Source organism: Brevundimonas sp. EU05-FHT14B07 (assembly GCF_058790795.1).
This window is the reverse complement of record NZ_JBYTCZ010000001.1, coordinates 101,994-117,996: the sequence shown is the minus strand read 5'-3', so window position 1 is coordinate 117,996 and position 16,003 is coordinate 101,994. Positions and strand designations below refer to the sequence as shown.

At 67.1% G+C, this 16,003-nt stretch carries 16 protein-coding genes; 6 read left to right on the top strand and 10 right to left on the bottom strand.

The window, feature by feature from the left end:
- Positions 1 to 7 precede the first annotated feature (7 nt).
- The 10 genes from AC3WRC_RS00610 to AC3WRC_RS00565 all read right to left on the bottom strand — a co-directional run bounded on the left by AC3WRC_RS00610 (position 8) and on the right by AC3WRC_RS00565 (position 10,647).
- Positions 8 to 808 carry a DUF4198 domain-containing protein gene (locus tag AC3WRC_RS00610; RefSeq protein ID WP_492302427.1) on the bottom strand — a complete coding sequence of 267 codons (801 nt, stop codon included), beginning with the start codon at positions 806 to 808 and terminating at the stop codon, positions 8 to 10.
- An 11-nt stretch (positions 809 to 819) separates the two neighbouring features.
- A complete protein-coding gene (locus AC3WRC_RS00605; RefSeq protein ID WP_492302426.1) occupies positions 820 to 1,332 on the bottom strand; it encodes a DUF2271 domain-containing protein in 513 nt (170 codons plus the stop codon).
- Positions 1,333 to 1,343: 11 nt separating this feature from the next.
- On the bottom strand, positions 1,344 to 2,021 hold the full coding sequence (locus tag AC3WRC_RS00600; protein WP_284877189.1) for a PepSY-associated TM helix domain-containing protein: 678 nt from the start codon (positions 2,019 to 2,021) through the stop codon (positions 1,344 to 1,346).
- Between the two features lie 67 nt (positions 2,022 to 2,088).
- Positions 2,089 to 2,775, bottom strand: coding sequence for a Fe2+-dependent dioxygenase (locus AC3WRC_RS00595; protein ID WP_492302424.1), 687 nt, complete (start codon positions 2,773 to 2,775; stop codon positions 2,089 to 2,091).
- A gap of 75 nt (positions 2,776 to 2,850) precedes the next feature.
- Complete coding sequence (locus AC3WRC_RS00590; RefSeq protein ID WP_492302423.1) at positions 2,851 to 5,211, bottom strand: TonB-dependent receptor; 2,361 nt, start codon at positions 5,209 to 5,211, stop codon at positions 2,851 to 2,853.
- A 95-nt stretch (positions 5,212 to 5,306) separates the two neighbouring features.
- A complete protein-coding gene (locus AC3WRC_RS00585) occupies positions 5,307 to 6,092 on the bottom strand; it encodes a proteasome-type protease (protein WP_091748756.1) in 786 nt (261 codons plus the stop codon).
- Positions 6,093 to 6,153: 61 nt separating this feature from the next.
- Positions 6,154 to 6,996: a transglutaminase family protein gene (locus AC3WRC_RS00580; RefSeq protein WP_205682638.1), complete on the bottom strand. Its 843-nt coding sequence runs from the start codon at positions 6,994 to 6,996 to the stop codon at positions 6,154 to 6,156.
- Between the two features lie 2 nt (positions 6,997 to 6,998).
- Positions 6,999 to 7,937, bottom strand: a complete 939-nt coding sequence (locus AC3WRC_RS00575) for an alpha-E domain-containing protein (protein WP_039244207.1) — start codon at positions 7,935 to 7,937, stop codon at positions 6,999 to 7,001.
- Positions 7,937 to 9,358: a circularly permuted type 2 ATP-grasp protein gene (locus AC3WRC_RS00570; protein WP_017504409.1), complete on the bottom strand. Its 1,422-nt coding sequence runs from the start codon at positions 9,356 to 9,358 to the stop codon at positions 7,937 to 7,939. Before AC3WRC_RS00570 ends, AC3WRC_RS00575 begins: the two co-directional genes overlap by 1 nt.
- A gap of 80 nt (positions 9,359 to 9,438) precedes the next feature.
- Positions 9,439 to 10,647: an NAD(P)/FAD-dependent oxidoreductase gene (locus tag AC3WRC_RS00565; protein ID WP_492302421.1), complete on the bottom strand. Its 1,209-nt coding sequence runs from the start codon at positions 10,645 to 10,647 to the stop codon at positions 9,439 to 9,441.
- An 80-nt stretch (positions 10,648 to 10,727) separates the two neighbouring features.
- Between AC3WRC_RS00565 and AC3WRC_RS00560 the strand changes: the two genes are divergently transcribed.
- The 6 genes from AC3WRC_RS00560 to hisA are packed head-to-tail and all read left to right on the top strand — an operon-like array spanning position 10,728 to position 15,980.
- On the top strand, positions 10,728 to 11,018 hold the full coding sequence (locus AC3WRC_RS00560) for a YerC/YecD family TrpR-related protein (RefSeq protein WP_039244205.1): 291 nt from the start codon (positions 10,728 to 10,730) through the stop codon (positions 11,016 to 11,018).
- Between the two features lie 10 nt (positions 11,019 to 11,028).
- The gene (gene hisG, locus AC3WRC_RS00555; protein ID WP_492302419.1) at positions 11,029 to 11,910 is read left to right on the top strand and encodes an ATP phosphoribosyltransferase; all 882 of its coding nucleotides are present in this window, start codon (positions 11,029 to 11,031) and stop codon (positions 11,908 to 11,910) included.
- Positions 11,910 to 13,217: a histidinol dehydrogenase gene (gene hisD / locus AC3WRC_RS00550; protein WP_492302417.1), complete on the top strand. Its 1,308-nt coding sequence runs from the start codon at positions 11,910 to 11,912 to the stop codon at positions 13,215 to 13,217. Before hisG ends, hisD begins: the two co-directional genes overlap by 1 nt.
- Entirely contained in the window at positions 13,214 to 14,650 is a 1,437-nt protein-coding gene (gene hisB, locus AC3WRC_RS00545) for an imidazoleglycerol-phosphate dehydratase HisB (protein ID WP_492302416.1), read from the top strand. The genes hisD and hisB overlap by 4 nt, the downstream gene beginning before the upstream one ends.
- Positions 14,647 to 15,249, top strand: coding sequence for an imidazole glycerol phosphate synthase subunit HisH (gene hisH, locus AC3WRC_RS00540; protein ID WP_316409214.1), 603 nt, complete (start codon positions 14,647 to 14,649; stop codon positions 15,247 to 15,249). Before hisB ends, hisH begins: the two co-directional genes overlap by 4 nt.
- Positions 15,243 to 15,980, top strand: a complete 738-nt coding sequence (hisA, locus tag AC3WRC_RS00535; protein ID WP_492302414.1) for a 1-(5-phosphoribosyl)-5-[(5-phosphoribosylamino)methylideneamino]imidazole-4-carboxamide isomerase — start codon at positions 15,243 to 15,245, stop codon at positions 15,978 to 15,980. Before hisH ends, hisA begins: the two co-directional genes overlap by 7 nt.
- Positions 15,981 to 16,003: the final 23 nt, after the last annotated feature.

The window sequence follows — 16,003 nt, the reverse complement described above, 5'->3', positions numbered from 1 at the left end:
CCTTCGCTTAGGGCAGGACTTCCATCGCCGCCACATAGCTGGCGTTGGAACCCAGCGTTTCACCCTGGCCTTCGGTGCGGACCGAGGCGTTCAGCCAATACATGCCGGCTTCCGGCCAGGTGATGGTGAAGGCGCCCTCGGCGTTCGTCTTGAGCGTCAATTCTTCCGGATTGTCGCGATAGCGCAGACCGCCGCGCGCCACGGTGACGTCGATGTCAGCCGCCGGCTGCCCGTTGTTCAGCAGTTTGAAGGTGGCGGGTTCGCCGACCACCAGATCGTTCGGGTGGGTGACGGGCACCAACTCAAGCCCCTCGCCGGTCGTCTTGAAGACGGTGTCGGTCGGGTTGTTCAGGGTGACGAAGGTCTCGATCCGGCTGGCGGTGCGGGTCGCCTGAACATTGGTCGCGCCCTCGGGCAGGCCCCCCGGATATTCCGAGGCCGCGCCGCGCCAGCGCTTCTGTTCGCCGTTCAGGGAGTAGCTGGCCATGACGCCGCCCATGACGTTGGCGATCTTGTAGGTGCCGTTCTGGGTCAGATGGGCGTCGAAGGTCGAGCGATAGCGGCCCTGCATGGCGTTCTCGGGCTGGACCGCCGAGCCGTCCGGCGCGGTGATGGTCAGGCCGGTCAGGCGCATGGCGGCGTGGTCGGGGTTGAACACCTGGTTCGACATGCCGGCGTCGAATCCGACCCAGGCGTCCGTGCCCGACAGGGTCGTGGCCGTGGGCGCCAGCCAGGCGCGGTGGGCCTGGGCGGCCATGGGGGCGGCCAGCGCTGCGGCGAGCGTCAGCAGGGCGATCGTCTTCTTCATGGTCATGATCCTTAGCGAGAGACGGCGACGCGCACGGCGCCCAGTTCGGTGGAGCCGGTTCCGGCGCCGGTGTTGGCCGCGCCCCAGCGGAAGGGTACGCGCACGACTTCGCGTCCGCCCAGTTCGCGGGCTGCCTCGACGACGATGTTGTACTGGCCGGGCTGAAGGTTGCGCAGGCGTGCGGCGGGCACGGTGACGGTCTGGCGGCCCGGCGCGCGCGTGGCGCCGGATACGCCGTCGGCCGGCAGGCTCATGGCCCGGCCGCCCTTGCGCCACCAGGTGCGCAAATCCTTCAGCCAGTCCTTGCCGTCGCCCTCGTTATTCCGGGTCTGCTGATACCAGACGGCCAGGGTGCGTTCGGCCGACTGGTCCGGCTTTTCGATCCACACCGCGACATAGGGGCGATGATACGAGGCGGTGTTCAGACGCGGAATCTCGACCGACACCGTCAGGTCGGCGGCCATGGCGGGCGCAGTGGCGGCCGCGAGGCCGACGGTGGTGATGACGACGGGAAGAAGGCGCATCGAAAAACTCGTCAGTGAATGAAGATCAGGGCGATGACGACAGGGATCAGTAGGCCCAGCGCCGCCAGCGGCCAGGTCGAGGGCCGACCCTTGGCGTGCAGGAACATCAGGCCCAGGCCCGTGACGGCGAAGATGACGCAGGCCGCCGCGAAGACGTCGATGAACCAGAACCAGACCACCCCGGCGTTGCGGCCCTTGTGCAGGTCGTTGAGGTAGGCGATCCAGCCGCGCGTCGTCTTCTCGTGCAGGGTCTCGCCGGTCGAACGGTCGATGGTGACCCAGCCGTCGCCGCCAGGCATGGCCAGGGCGACATAGACTTCTTCCGCCGTCGTCTCGGTCGGCTTGCCGGCGATCTCGACCTTGAGCGCCTCGGACGCCCACCGCGCGACAGCGTCGGGGACAGGATCGGTCGTCTCCTGCGGGAAGCTCGCCAGCCGCTGCAACAGGGGCGTCGGCAAGGTCGCGGTCTGTTCTACCGTCACCGGATCGCCGGGGATCGAGGCCGCATGGTTCAGGGTGATGCCGGTGACCGCGAACAGGATCATGCCGACCAGGCTGACCGCCGCCGAAATCCAGTGCCAGCTATGCAGCTGTTTCAGCCAGAACGACCGTGCGCTGTTTAGCGCCGCCTTGGGTTTGGGGCCCTTGGCTGCGGTTTCGGCCTGACGCTGTGTCGCGAGTTCGGTCACGGGCTCGCTGTGCCATTGTTGCGAACGGGTTGCAATAGCATTTAGCGACGTCGCGGAGCCTTGTCCGTCAGACTTCGGTCCAGCGCCGCAGAAGATTGTGATAGACGCCGGTCAGTTCGATCACCGCCTGATCCTTCGGTCCCCTCTCGGTCGCCACGCGCTGGGTGGCGATGTCCAGACGGAACAGGGTTTCACGATCGGCGTCGTCGCGGACCAAGCTCTGCATCCACATGAAGGACGACACCCGCGCCCCGCGCGTCACCGGCGTGACGCGGTGCAGGCTCTTGGACGGATAGAGGACCAGATCGCCAGCCGGCAGCTTTATCGCCTGCGACCCGTACATCTCCTCGATGATCAGTTCGCCACCATCGTAGTCCTCGGGCTCGGACAGAAAAAGGGTCGCCGACAGGTCGCTGCGAATGCGAATCGCCCCGCCGGTGCGGGACTGGCGGATGGCGTTGTCGACGTGCAGGCCGAACTCACCCCCGCCTTCGTAGCGGTTGAACAAGGGCGGAAAGATCGTGTGCGGCAGGGCCGCCGCCACAAACATCGGATTGGCGTTCAGCGCCTGGACGACAAGGGCGGAGACCTCCTTCGCCACGTCCGACTCCTCGGGCAGTTGGAGGTTCTTCTTCGCCGTCGCCGATTGATGGCCCGAGGTGGCGTTGCCGTCCGCCCACGGCCCGGCGTCCAGCTGCGCACGCAGAGCCGCGACTTCGGCCTTGGAGAAGACTTCCGGAATCTGCAGCAACACGGGCGTTCTCGCTGAAAGACGAAACGGCCCCGCGGGGGATCGCGGGACCGTCAGACTAGGCCGGGGAAACGGCCTTTAGAAGCGCAGGTTCAAGGCCAGGATGGCCTGGCGACCTGCGGCCACGTCGGCGTGGTGAACGCCGTTGGTGCGCATGATGTATTCCTCGTCCGTCGCATTCTTGACGTTCAGCTGAAGCGTCGCGCGATCCGTCAGATCATAGGCGGCGAAGGCGTCCACGCGGGTCCATTCGGGCGCATAGATGCGGTTGTTCCCGCCGCCAGCGCCGCCCTGATTCCCGCCCAGAGATTTGGACGTGTAGTAGAGGCCGCCGCCGACCGTCAGCCGGGGCAGGACGCGATAGGTGGTGAACAGGCTGGCGCTATGCTTGGGCGTGTTGGCCAGCGGCAGACCTTGCAGCGGATTGACGGTTGCGACCGGCGGCGTGCCCGACACGACCACGGCCGCCTTGGTCAGTTCGGAGTCCATGTAGGCGTAGCCGCCGAACACGGTCCACTTCGGCGTGATGCTGCCCGACACGCCCAGTTCGATTCCCTTGACCTCGACCTCGCCTTCCTGACGGAAGATGTTGGGCTCGACCAGGATCAGGGCGTTCTTGCGGGTCAGGTGGAAGGCTGCCGCCGACAGGGCGAGACGGTCGTTCAGGACATTGGCCTTGGCGCCGACCTCGAAGCTTTCGGTGTCTTCCGGATCCAGAACGGTGTTGGCGACGCCATCGACCGTGCCCGTACCGCCCGAGGCGTTCTGGTCGCCCGCCGAAATGGTCGGCGGCGTCGAAGAGGTCGACCAGGACGCATAGACGCTGCTGTTCTGCGTCGGCTTGAACACCAGACCGACCTGATAGTTGGTGAACTCCCAGGTCTGTTCCGGAACGGCCGTATAGCCCGTCGTGGTCCAGACGCCGGCCGACTGGGTCGCGGTCGCATTCACGCTCTTGACCGAATACTGGTCCCAGCGAACGCCCAGGTTCAGGATCAGTCGCTCGCTCAGGGTGATGCTGTCGTTGGCGTAGACGCCGATGGCTTCGGTCGTGTTCGAGCTGGTCGGGCCGCGATTGATCACGCCGGTCCAGGCGTCTTCGGGATTGGGATTATAGACCGGTGTGCAGTCTCCCGCACCCAGCGCCCCGGCCGCGGTCGGATACGACCCGGTGACGGTCGCCAGACCGGTCGGACAGGCCGAGCCCGAGGTGGTGTAGGTCGAATAGGAGGCGTTCTTGTTGTGCTCGCGCGACAGCTCCACGCCGACGTCATAGTTGTGCTTGATCGAACCGGTGGCGAACTGCCCGAAGACATCCGTCACATTGGCCAGTGTGGTGACCGGGTTCCAGCGGGTCTTGGTGCCCCGCTTCATCCAGTAGGTCCCGTCCGCCGCGCGTCCGACATAGCCGCCGTCGCCGGGGTTGGTGACGATGTAGTCATTCAGCGTCTGCGAATAGCGGCTGACATTGCGGATCGTGGCGAAATCGCTGAATCGATGCTCGGCCTTGAAGGTGAACGCATCGACCTCATTGGTCAGGTAGTCGCGCGCCTTCAGCCCATAGAAGCTGTCATAGGGCACATCCAGAACGCCGCTGTCGGTCGTGCGTGACTGAATCTTGGTGAACAACGGAATGCCGTAGTCGGGCATCTGGTCGCTCGTCAGGTGGTAGTAGCTGAAGACCATCGACGACGGCGTGCCCAGACCGGCGCCCAGGCTGATGGCCGCACCCCATTTATCGTAGTCCACGGCGTGGCGGCCAGGCACGTCGCCCTGGGCGCCCATCAGGTTGATGCGCAGAGCGGCGGTCTCGCCCAGCGGCAGATTCGCGTCGACCGTGCCGCGCAGATAGCCGTCGGTGCCCGCGCCCGCGCTGACATTGGTGAAGGCGTTCAGCTTGGGCGATTTGGAGGCCAGATTGATGCTGCCGCCGCCCGAGCCGCGCCCCGAATAGACGGCGTCCGGCCCCTTGATGACCTCAACCTGCTCCAGGTTGAAGACCTCGCGTTGCTGGCCGCCCGTGTCGCGAATGCCGTCCACGAAGATGTTGTTGCCCGACGACTGACCCCGGATGAAGGGACGATCGGCCAGCGGCTGACCGCCCTCGCCTGCCCCGAAAGTAATGCCGGGTGAGTTGGACAGCAGGTCCTGCAAGGACGAGGCCGAGGTCTGTTCGATGATGGCCTGGGGGATGACCGTCACGGCGCGCGGGGTATCCACCAGGGGCGCGACGAACTCGGGGCTAATGGGTGCCGGCTTCTTGAACTGACCGTTGACGTCGATCGTGCCCAGATTGGCGGGCTGGGACTGGTCGGCCGTGACGACCACGCCGTCCTCGGCGGTCACGTCAGCGGCGATGGCGGGGGCAGCGACCAGCATGCCGGCGGCGCTGGAGGCGAACAGAAGCGAGCGGAGCGCGGCGGCGCGGGATTCGGACATAGTCTTGCGACCTTTTGGTCTGATTTTGCGATGCGCTCGCAATAACCAGCTCCACAGGAAGGCACAAGACAATTGCGAACAAATCGCAATCTTAATTAGCCGACAGCGCTGATGCTCCTCTGAGGCGCCGACGTGTCGATATCGAGCCAGGTCGGATCAGGCATGGCGCGGTGGGCGGCAGCCAGGGCTTCGGACCAACGCCGGCCCAGGTCGCGGAAATAGGGATCATCCGCCTCGATGCGACGCGCCGTGCCCGTCAGCCGGTCGCGCGGCATGACGATCAGGTCCAGCGGCGGGCCGACGGCGATGTTCGAGCGGATGGTCGAATCGAACGAAATCAGCCCCAGCTTCACCGCCTCGGAAAGGGAGGTGGAGCTGTGCAGGGCGCGGTCCAGAATAGGCTTGCCGTACTTCAGCTCGCCGATCTGCAGATAGGGCGTATCGGGCCCGCACTCGATGAAGTTGCCCTGCCCGTAGATCAGATACAGCCCCATCTTGCCGCCGGCGATCTGACCGCCCAGCAGCATGGAGGCGGTGACATTCAGCCCGTCGGCGGTCGGCGTCGGCGGCGTATTGATGCTGGCGCGCACGCTGGCCATCGCATGGCCCAGCAACTGAGCGGCGCGGAACAGGGTCGGGGCGGTCTGGAGCGTTTCAAGCTCGGTGGAGTCCGGCAGTTTGACCCCGGCTGCGACCATGGCCAGCGCCGTCTGGGTGACCGACAGATTGCCTGCCGTCGCGACCGCCAGGATCCGCTCGCCCGGCGACTTGTAGATGTGCAGTTTGCGATAGGACGAGATGTTGTCCACGCCCGCATTGGTGCGCGTGTCGGCGATCATCGCCAACCCGTCGTCCACCAGCATGCCTACGCAATAGGTCACTTCGCTCTATTCGCTCCCCGCGTTGCGAATCCCCAGACGCTAACAGATTCGCGCGTCATGCCTATCGGGGCCATCCACTGGATTGCAGTTGTTGCTGGCTCTGTTGCACCGGCCGCACATTCAGGGCGACGGTCAGTTGCTCCTGGCCGCCGCCATAGCTCGTGCCCCGGATCGGGGTGGCGCCGCGCGCGTCCAGGCCGACCGCGACCCGAACATAGTGTTCGGTGGGACAGATGCCGTTGGCCGGATCGAACCCGACCCAGCCCAGATTCTCGACCCAGGCCTCGGCCCAGGCATGGGCGGCGTCCTGGTCGTGGCGTCCGTCCTGGCGGCTGAGGTGGCCCGAAACATAGCGGGCCGGCACGCCCAGCAGGCGTGCGGCCGAGATGAAGATCTGCGAATGGTCCTGACAGACGCCGCGCTTCTGGGCGAACGCTTCGGCGGCGGTGTGGGAGGCGGAGGTCGAGCCGACCTCGAACGCCACCGTATCCTTCAGCGCGCCCATCAACTGATGCATCCGGCCCAGCGTCGCGCCCTCAGGGATGGATCGGGCGAAATCGACGATGCCGGCGTCGGCCTTGGTCATCGGGGTGTCGCGCAGATAGACGATGGGTGACAGGCGCTCGGCCTGTCCCTTCACGACGCCGCCCGTCTCGACGGTCGAGACCTCGCCGGTGACGCGGATGGTCAGCGCGTCGGTCGGCCGCTCGGTGTAGAGGCTGTGAACGATGTTGCCGAACGCGTCCTCGCTGCGCCGCAGCCGGGCGTCCACATCGGTTTCGATCCGCCAGTCGCGGACCTGCTGGCTTTCGCACGACTTGGGCGTCAGGCGCAGCATCTGGACGATGAAGCGCGCTGGCCGGGCGTAGGCGTAGCGGGTGGAATGATCGATCCGGATCCGCATGGTCAGACCAGATACTGTTCGTGGACGGCCGCAGCCAAGGCATTGTTCTCGTTCAGGAAGCCCTGAATGTATTCGTGCAGGCCGGACTGGAAGATGTCCTCGATCTTGGCCTCGTTGAACTGGCTGAGGCGATTGGAGGCCAGCCGTTGCGCGGGGCCGCGCCGACCGTAGTCGGTCGCCAGCTTCTCCAGATAGCTGACGATCATGCCCTGACACGAGGCCAGCGAACGCGGCATCTGGCGGTTCAGCACCAACAGGTCCGCAACCAGCCACGGCCGCACGCTTTCGCGGTAGACCCAGCGATAGGCGGTCAGGGCCGAAACCTCGCGCAGCAGGGTCGTCCACTGGAAATAGTCCAACTGCCCCCCGACCCGTTCGCCGGGTGGCAGAAGCAGGTGATATTTCACGTCCAGCAGACGCGCCGTGTTGTCGGCCCGCTCGATCGCCATGCCCAGTCGCAGGAACCAGTAGGCGTCGTTCCTGAGCATGGTCCGCGACGAGGCGCCTTCGACCGCCAAGGACGTCGATTTCACGAAGTCGAGGAAGTTGGTGAAGTCGTCGCGCTTGGTCGGTTCGCCCAGCTCGTTCAGACCGTTCCAGGCGCCGTTGATCGCCTCCCACAGTTCGATGGTCAGGGCGGTGCGCACCGAGCGCGCATTGGTCCGCGCCTTGGTGATGCAGGCCTTGATCGAGGTCGGATTGTCGAAGCCGAAGGCCAGATATTCCCGCACGGACTTTTCCGACACGGTCCGACCGGTCGCGTCAAAGCCGGCCTTGACCCCCGACGAGGCGATTGCCCCGGCCCAGGCGGTGACGGCGGCCTGATCTTTCGCCGGCAGGGCGGCGAGACGGATCGCCGCCTCCAGAATGCGGGCGAGAAAGTCCGCCCGCTCCATGTAGCGGCCGGTCCAGTAGAGGCTGTCTGCGGTGCGTGAAAGCATCAGTTGTCCAGCACCCAGGTGTCCTTAGTTCCGCCGCCCTGGCTGGAGTTCACCACCAGCGACCCTTCCTTCAGCGCCACCCGCGTCAGGCCGCCGGGCGCGACGCGCACCCCGGCCGGGCTGGACAGCACGAAGGGCCGGAGATCGACGTGGCGGGGCGACAGGGCGCCGCCGTTCAGCGTCGGGGCCGTCGACAGGCTCAGCGTCGGCTGGGCGATGAAGTCGTCGGGATCGGCGATCAGCTTGGCGCGGAAATCCTCGATCTCGGCCTTTGTCGAGGTCGGCCCGACCAGCATGCCGTAGCCGCCCGATCCGCCGACTTCCTTGACCACCAGTTCCGGAAGCTTATCCAGCACTTCCTTCAGGGCGTCCGGCTCGCGACAGCGCCAGGTCGGCACGTTCTGCAGGATCGCATCCTCACCCGTGAAGAAGCGGATGATCTCGGGCATGTAGGTATAGACGGCCTTGTCGTCGGCCACGCCCGTCCCGACCGCATTGGCCAAGGTGACTCGTCCCGCGAAATAGGCCGACATCAGCCCCGGCACCCCAATGGTAGAGTTGGGCATGAAGGTCAGGGGGTCGAGGAAGTCGTCGTCGATACGGCGATAGATGACATCGACGCGCTTGGGCCCCTCGGTCGTGCGCATGAAGACGGTGTCGTCATTGACGAACAGGTCCGTGCCCTGAACCAGCTCGACACCCAGCTTGTCGGCCAGGAAGCTGTGCTCATAGTAGGCCGAGTTGAAGGGGCCGGGCGTCAGCACGACGATGGTCGGATCCGCCCCCGCCCCTGCCGGCGCTGAGGCCTGCAGCGAGCGCAGCAGCATGTCGGTGTAGATCTCGACGGGACGCACGGCGTGTTCCGCGAATAGGTCGGGGAACAGCCGCATCATCATCTCGCGGTTCTCCAGCATATAGGAGACGCCCGACGGCGTGCGGCAGTTGTCTTCGAGAACATAGAAGCCGTCCTCACCGGTGCGCACCAGATCGACGCCCGAGATATGGCACCAGACGTCGCCCGGCGGACGACGCCCCTGCATCTCCGGCCGATAGTGCGGATTGGTCAGGATCAGATCGGCCGGGACGATGCCCGCCTTGATGCAGTCCTGCGGCCCATAGATGTCTTTCAGGAAGGCGTTGATGGCGGTGACCCGCTGCTTCAGCCCCTTTTCCAGACCGCCCCACTCGTCCGCACCGATGATGCGCGGCACAACATCGAAGGGGATCAGCCGCTCGTTGGATTCCTCGTCGCCATAGACGGCGAAGGTCACGCCCATGCGACGGAAGAACAGCTCCGCCTGGCGCGAGCGCGCTTGCAGCAGATCGGCCGGCGCGTTTTCCAGCCACGCCGCCAGCGTCTTGTAGCTGTCGCGGATCGCACCCGATCCGCCGCCATTCATTTCGTCGAAAGCTCTCGTCATCCGCCCCCGCCGCGTTGAAGTCGCAGCTTGAACGGTCACGAACGTAAAGCGCAACAGTTTTGTTGCACTGCGGCGACGCCTTATCCGACGGCCACCGCCTTCATCGACACCGCCGGATCGGCCAGCTTGTCCACGTCCACAGGCGTCGCCTTGGCGATCAACTGCTTGCCGGCCATGAACTCGGGCGGAGCGTTGACGGCCTCGACGCAGACGATGCGGTCGCCGTTCAGATGGAAGACGGCAAAGCCCGACGCCGTCGGGTCGCCACGCACCACCTGTCGGTCGGCGTCGAACGGCAGGCCGGCGATCTGAAGCTTGACGTCATACTGATCCGACCAGAACCACGGCACTTCCGGCGTCGGTCCGGCCCGTCCGACGATGGCTGCGGCCGCCTGTTTGGCCTGCTCCAGGGCGTTGGGCACGCTTTCCAGCCGGTGATGCACGCCGCCGTGGACCGGAATGGGTCGTCGCGTCATGTCGCCGATGGCGAAGATCGCCGGGTCGCTGGTGCGCGCCTCAGCGTCCACCACCACGCCGTCGTCGCAGGTCAGGCCGGCCGATCGCGCCAAGGCGTCGCAAGCCAATGCGCCGACCCCCACCAACACCGCATCCGCCGACACCACCGATCCGTCGGCCAAGGTCACGCCGTCGCGGGCCACGGCGACCACCTCCGCGTTCGTCAGGATTTCGACGCCGTGCGCCCGGTGCTGCGCCGCAAAGAAAGCCGACAGGGTCTCGGACGCCACCCGCGCCAGCACGCGTGGCGCGCGCTCGATCACCACCGCCTCGGCGCCCAGGGCCCGCGCCGACGCCGCCGCCTCCAGTCCCACATAGCCGCCGCCGACGACCGCCAGACGCTTGCCGGGCCCGAGGACCGCCTTCAGTCGCTCGGCGTCCTTCATCGTGCGCAGTTCCAGCAGATCGGGATGATCCCCGCCCGGAACCGGCAGCTTGCGCGCCGTCGATCCGGTCGCCAGCACAAGAATGTCGTAGGTCTCGGACGACCCGTCGTGGAAGGCTACCGTCCTCGCTGCGGGGTCCACCGCCACGGCGACCGTCGAGGGCCGGAAGTCGATGTCCTGCTCGGCATAGAAGCTCAGAGGCCGCAGCAGCAGCGCCTCCAGATCCGCCTCTCCCTTCAGCCAGGCCTTGGACAAGGGCGGCCGCTGATACGGCGGCGCACCCTCCTCGCCCGCCAGCACGATGGGGCCTTCATGCCCATACTGCCGCAGGAACGCCGCGACGGAGCCGCCCGCGTGCCCGGCGCCGATGATGAGAACCTTGGTCATGACGACGCAGATAGTGCGCCACGCACGATCTGTCTCCTCCCCCCTTGACCGTTCCACCGTTACAGCATAGTGGAACGCGCATGACGACCTCTCCCGCCCGTGACGACCTGCACGACGCCCTGCTGTCGATGCAGACGCGCGCCGAGATCGACGCCTTTCTGGCCGATCTTTGCACGCCTGCGGAACTGCGCGCCTTCTCCGAGCGCTGGCAGGTCGCGCGCCTGCTCGACGCCGGCGGCAAATCCTATCGCGAGATCGCCGCCGAGGCCCATGCCAGCCCCACCACCGTCGTCCGCGTCGCCCGCTATCTGAAAGACATGCCGCATCAGGGCTATCGCCTCGCTCTGGACCGCCTGAAGAACAAGAACTGAGTATCCGAACATGAGCACCGTGCAGGGCCGGCTTCGCATCGCCGTCCAGAAATCCGGCCGTCTGGCCGACCGCAGCCTCGACCTGATCCGCGACGCGGGCCTGAAATGGGTCAAGGGTCACAACGACCTGCTGTACCGGGTCGAGAACTATCCGATCGACCTGCTGCGCGTCCGCGACGACGACATCCCCACCTTCGTGGCGGACGGCGTGTGCGATCTGGGCATCGTCGGCGAGAATGTGCTGGAGGAGGGCCGCAACGGCGGGCAGAACGCCTCGATCGTCATGCCGCTGGGCTTCGGTCGCTGCACGCTCAAGATCGCCACGCCTCCGACGCTGGCCTACGACGGTCCGGCCTCGCTGGACGGTCTGCGCATCGCCACCTCCTATCCCAAAATTCTGCGCCGCTTCCTCGACGAACGCGGGGTCAAGGCCGACATCGTCGTGATGCGCGGGGCCGTCGAGGTCGCGCCCCGGCTGAAACTGGCCGCCGCCATCTGCGACCTGGTCTCGACCGGCGCGACGCTGGAGGCCAACGGCCTGGGAGCTAAGGATACGGTTCTGGAAAGCCAGGCCGTGCTGATCCAGTCGCCCGTGGCGCCCGAGCCCGCCTTGCAGCAGCTGTTGGACAGCGTCATCGAGCGGATGGCGGGCGTGGTGTCCTCGCAAGGCGCCAAATACGTCATGCTGAACGCCCCGCGCTCGGCCCTGGACGAGATCACCGCCATCCTGCCCGGCGCCGGCTCGCCCACTGTCATGCCCCTTATGGGTCGCGACGATGCGGTCGCCGTCCACGCCGTCTGTCAGGAGGCCGTCTTCTGGGAGACGCTTGAGAAGCTGAAGGCCGCCGGCGCCTCGGCCATTCTAGTTCTCCCGATCGAGAAGATGATGTGATGAAACGCATCGACTGGTCTTCCCTCGACGCCGCCGGCAAGACGGCCGCCCTCGCCCGCCCGGCCCAACGCACCGCCGGCGACGTGACCGAGGTCGTGCGCACCATCCTGGACGACGTGCGCCAGCGCGGCGGCGCGGCCGTGACCGACTGGTGCCTGAAGCTGGACAAAGCCCCGCCCCGTCGCATCGCCATCACGCCCGAGACCATCGCCGAAGCACGCAACGCCCTGCCGCCCGGCGACGTGCGCGCCCTGCGCATGGCGGCCGACAATGTGCGCGTCTTCCACCAGGCGACCCGGCCCGAGGACACTCCGTTCATCGAGACGACGCCCGGCGTGCGGTCCAAACTGGCCTGGCGTCCCATCGCCTCGGCCGGCCTCTATATTCCCGGCGGCAGCGCGCCGCTGTTTTCTTCGCTGCTGATGCTAGCCATTCCGGCCAGCGTCGCGGGCGTGGGCCAGCGCGTCGCCGTCACGCCGCCGAACAAGGAGGGCGGCATCCACCCCGCTATGATCCTGGCCGCCGCAGAGGCGGAACTGGACGCCATCTGGCTGATGGGCGGCGCCCAGGCCATCGCCGCCCTGACCTTCGGCGTCGAACTGGAAGACGGGGTCATTCCGGCCTGTGACAAGCTGTTCGGACCCGGCAACGCCTATGTGGCCGAGGCCAAGAAGCAGGCCTCCGCCCTGCCAGGCGGTCCCGCCGTCGACATGCCGGCCGGCCCGTCGGAGTTGATGGTCATCGTCGATCGCGACGCCGCGCCCGAGATCGCCGCCGCCGACCTGCTCAGCCAGGCCGAGCACGATGCGGATGCGCAGGTTCTGCTGGTCTCCACCAGCCGCGCCACCATCGACTACATCCTGAGCGAGGTGGAGGTTCAGGTCGCAACCCTGCCCCGCGAAGCCATCGCCCGCGCCTCTCTGAACGAGGCCCGCGCCATTCTGGTCCGCGACCTCGACGCCGCCGCAGAAGTCGCCAACCTCTATGGCCCCGAACACCTGGCGATCCAGATCGACGATCCCGAGCCGCTGGTCGATTCGATCAAGGCCGCCGGGGCCGTCTTCGTCGGCCGCTTCGCGGCCGAGACGCTGGGCGACTACGCCGCCGGTCCCAGCCACGTCCTGCCGACCGACGGCGGCGCCCGCACCCTGGGCGGCGTCACCACCGCCAGCTTCATGACCACGATGTCGGTCCAGCTGGTGACCGAGGCGGGCGCCCGTCAGCTTGCGCCCATCGCCGCCCGCCTGGCCCGGATGGAAGGCCTCGAAGCCCACGCCCGCGCGGCGGATTTGAGGGCCGAAGGATGACCCTGTCCGCTCCTTATCCCCCGCTGGTCTCCGGCGGCGAAGGTCTGGATCGCTACCCTGGCCACGCCTCAGCCCTCGCCGCTCGCATGGCAGCGGTTTATGGCGTGCCCGGCGAACAGGTGCTGCCGGTGCGCGGCCTGACCCACGGGTTGGAACTGGCCTATCGTCTCGCCGCCCGCGACGGCGGATCGGTCGGGGCCCCGAAGGCCGAACCCTATGACAGTCTCGACGCCATCTATCCGACCAAGGGCGAAACGGCCCCAGAGAAAAATATCGTCGTCATCCGCGCCCTGGGCTCGCCCGAAGCCGTCGGCGAGATGGCCGCCCGCGTCGCCCCCGCCCTGCTGGTGGTGGACGAGGGACTGATCGAATTCTCCGACAGCGCCTCGGCCGTGACGGTCGTCAGCGATCAGCCGAACCTGGTCGTGCTGCGCAGCCTGTCCCTGGCCTATGGCTTGGCCGGCGCCCGCGTCGGCGCGGCGATCGCCCAAGCCCAGACCCTGGCGCGTCTGGCGTCGGTGCTGGAACCCTATGCCCTGCCCGAACCGCTGGTGCGGTTGGCGATGCAGGCGCTCGATCCGTCGAGGATGATCGAGACCGCCGAGCGAATCGCCTCGGTCCGGCGCGAGCGTGAACGGGTCGCGCGCGAACTGGGTCGCCACATGCCGGTCGAACAGGGCGTTGGTCCCATCATCATGGCGCGCCCCGAAGAGCCTGCCGCCGCGCTGGCCGGTCTGAAGGCTTACGGCGTCGAGGCCGATCTGTCCGGCGAGCGTCTGCGCCTGCCGATCTCGATCAAGTCCGAGGTCAACGACCGGCTGCTCGCCGCCTTCGGCCTGACGCCCGCCAAGCGCCGCCCGGCGCGCGTTGGTCAGGCCGTGCGCGACACCAAGGAAACCCGCATCGTCTGCGCCGTCGATCTGGATGCGCCCGGCCCGGTGAAGATCGAGACCGGCGTCGGCTTCTTCGATCACATGCTGGAGCAGATCGCGGCCCACGGCGGCTTCTCTTTGCGTCTGCAATGCGAAGGCGACCTGCACACCGATCCGCACCACACGATCGAGGACAGCGCCATCGCCCTGGGGCAAGCGTTGAAACAGGCGTTGGGCGAGCGCAAGGGCATCGCCCGCTACGGCTTCGTCCTGCCGATGGACGAGGCCAATGCGACGGTCTCCATCGACCTGTCCGGCCGCCCCTATCCACTGTTCGAGGGGGCGTTCGAGACGCCCTTCATCGGCGACTACCGCACCGACCTGACCGCCCACGTCTTCCGGTCGCTGGCCGAGGCCATGGGCGCGGCCGTCCACATCAAGGTCACGGGCCAGGACGACCATCACAAGACCGAAGCCGTCTACAAGGCTTTCGGCCGCGCCCTGCGCCAGGCCATCCGCGTCGAGGGCGACGCCGTGCCGTCCACCAAAGGTGTGCTGTGACCGAGGTCGCCGTCATCGCCTACGGCGCCGGCAATGTCGCCTCGGTCCAGTTCGCGCTGGAGCGGCTGGGCGCGGCCGTTCGCCTGACCGACGATCCCGCCGTCATCGCCGAGGCCGAACGGGTCATCCTGCCTGGCGTAGGCGCGGCCGGATACGCCATGAAGCGCCTGTCGGACCTGGGTCTGATCGCGCCGATCCGCGCCTTCCCGCGCCCCCTGCTGGGTGTCTGCCTGGGTCAGCAACTGCTGTTCGGATCGAGCGACGAGGGCGACGGCGTCGATCTGCTGGGTCTCATTCCCGGCGCGGTGACCCGGCTGAAGCCTGCGGGCGATCTGCCGGTGCCGCACATGGGCTGGAGCCGGTTGACGCGCGACCGCGACGACGCCTTGCTGGAGGGCGTCGCCGACGGCGCCTATGCCTATTTCGTCCACGGCTTCGTCTGTCCCGACGGACCGGCGACCTTGGCGCGCGCCGACTACGGCGGCGTCGTTCCGGCTGTGGTTCGATCCGCCAACCGCTGGGGCTGCCAGTTCCACCCCGAACGCTCGGCTGAGGCCGGGGCGACCATCCTCAAGAACTTCCTGGGCCTGTCATGCTGATCTATCCCGCCATCGACCTGAAGGACGGCGTTTGTGTGCGCCTGATGCACGGCGACTTCGCCCAGGTGACGCATTACGACCAGCAGCCGGCCGCCCGCCTGACGACCTTCGCGGCCGAGGGCGCGGAGTGGATTCACATCGTCGATCTGGACGGAGCCGAGGCGGGCGAGGCGCGCCAGCACGCCCTGATCGGTGAACTGACCCAAGCCATAGCCGTCAAGGTTCAGTCGGGCGGCGGCGTGCGCAGCGCCGACGATGTGAAAAAGCTGCTGGACGCCGGCGTGTCGCGCGTCGTGGTCGGATCGCTGGCCGTGACCCAGCCTGAGGCGGTGGCGACCTGGCTGGAAACCTTCGGCGTCGAGCGCATCACCCTGGCCCTGGACGTCAAGATCGAGGACGGCGTGCCGGTGCCTGCACTGAAGGGCTGGACCCAGTCCTCGGGCATAACGCTCTGGGAGGCGCTGGATCGGTATCCCAAGGGGACGGCCAAACACCTGCTGGTGACCGATGTCGGTCGTGACGGCGCCCTGACCGGGCCGAACCTGGACCTGCTGGCCGAGATCCGCAGCCGTCGGCCGGATCTGGTGTTGCAGGCCTCGGGCGGCGTTTCCTCGCTGGACGATATCGCCGCGATCAAGGCGCTGGGCTGTCACGGCGCCATCGTCGGACGCGCGCTCTACGAGAACTGCTTCAGCCTGCCCGAGGCGATCGCGGCGGCCAAACGCTCGTGACCGCCCATCCTGCATCAAGCGGG

What these genes read in the sequence shown, in the direction of transcription:
- hisB (WP_492302416.1), top strand. Translation starts at nt 13,214, where the DNA reads ATGACCCTGTCCGCTCCTTATCCCCCGCTGGTCTCCGGCGGCGAAGGT.
- AC3WRC_RS00610 (WP_492302427.1), bottom strand. Translation starts at nt 808, where the DNA reads ATGAAGAAGACGATCGCCCTGCTGACGCTCGCCGCAGCGCTGGCCGCC.
- AC3WRC_RS00605 (WP_492302426.1), bottom strand. Translation starts at nt 1,332, where the DNA reads ATGCGCCTTCTTCCCGTCGTCATCACCACCGTCGGCCTCGCGGCCGCC.
- AC3WRC_RS00590 (WP_492302423.1), bottom strand. Translation starts at nt 5,211, where the DNA reads ATGTCCGAATCCCGCGCCGCCGCGCTCCGCTCGCTTCTGTTCGCCTCC.
- hisG (WP_492302419.1), top strand. Translation starts at nt 11,029, where the DNA reads ATGAGCACCGTGCAGGGCCGGCTTCGCATCGCCGTCCAGAAATCCGGC.
- AC3WRC_RS00580 (WP_205682638.1), bottom strand. Translation starts at nt 6,996, where the DNA reads ATGCGGATCCGGATCGATCATTCCACCCGCTACGCCTACGCCCGGCCA.
- AC3WRC_RS00570 (WP_017504409.1), bottom strand. Translation starts at nt 9,358, where the DNA reads ATGACGAGAGCTTTCGACGAAATGAATGGCGGCGGATCGGGTGCGATC.
- hisA (WP_492302414.1), top strand. Translation starts at nt 15,243, where the DNA reads ATGCTGATCTATCCCGCCATCGACCTGAAGGACGGCGTTTGTGTGCGC.
- AC3WRC_RS00565 (WP_492302421.1), bottom strand. Translation starts at nt 10,647, where the DNA reads ATGACCAAGGTTCTCATCATCGGCGCCGGGCACGCGGGCGGCTCCGTC.
- AC3WRC_RS00575 (WP_039244207.1), bottom strand. Translation starts at nt 7,937, where the DNA reads ATGCTTTCACGCACCGCAGACAGCCTCTACTGGACCGGCCGCTACATG.
- hisD (WP_492302417.1), top strand. Translation starts at nt 11,910, where the DNA reads ATGAAACGCATCGACTGGTCTTCCCTCGACGCCGCCGGCAAGACGGCC.
- AC3WRC_RS00560 (WP_039244205.1), top strand. Translation starts at nt 10,728, where the DNA reads ATGACGACCTCTCCCGCCCGTGACGACCTGCACGACGCCCTGCTGTCG.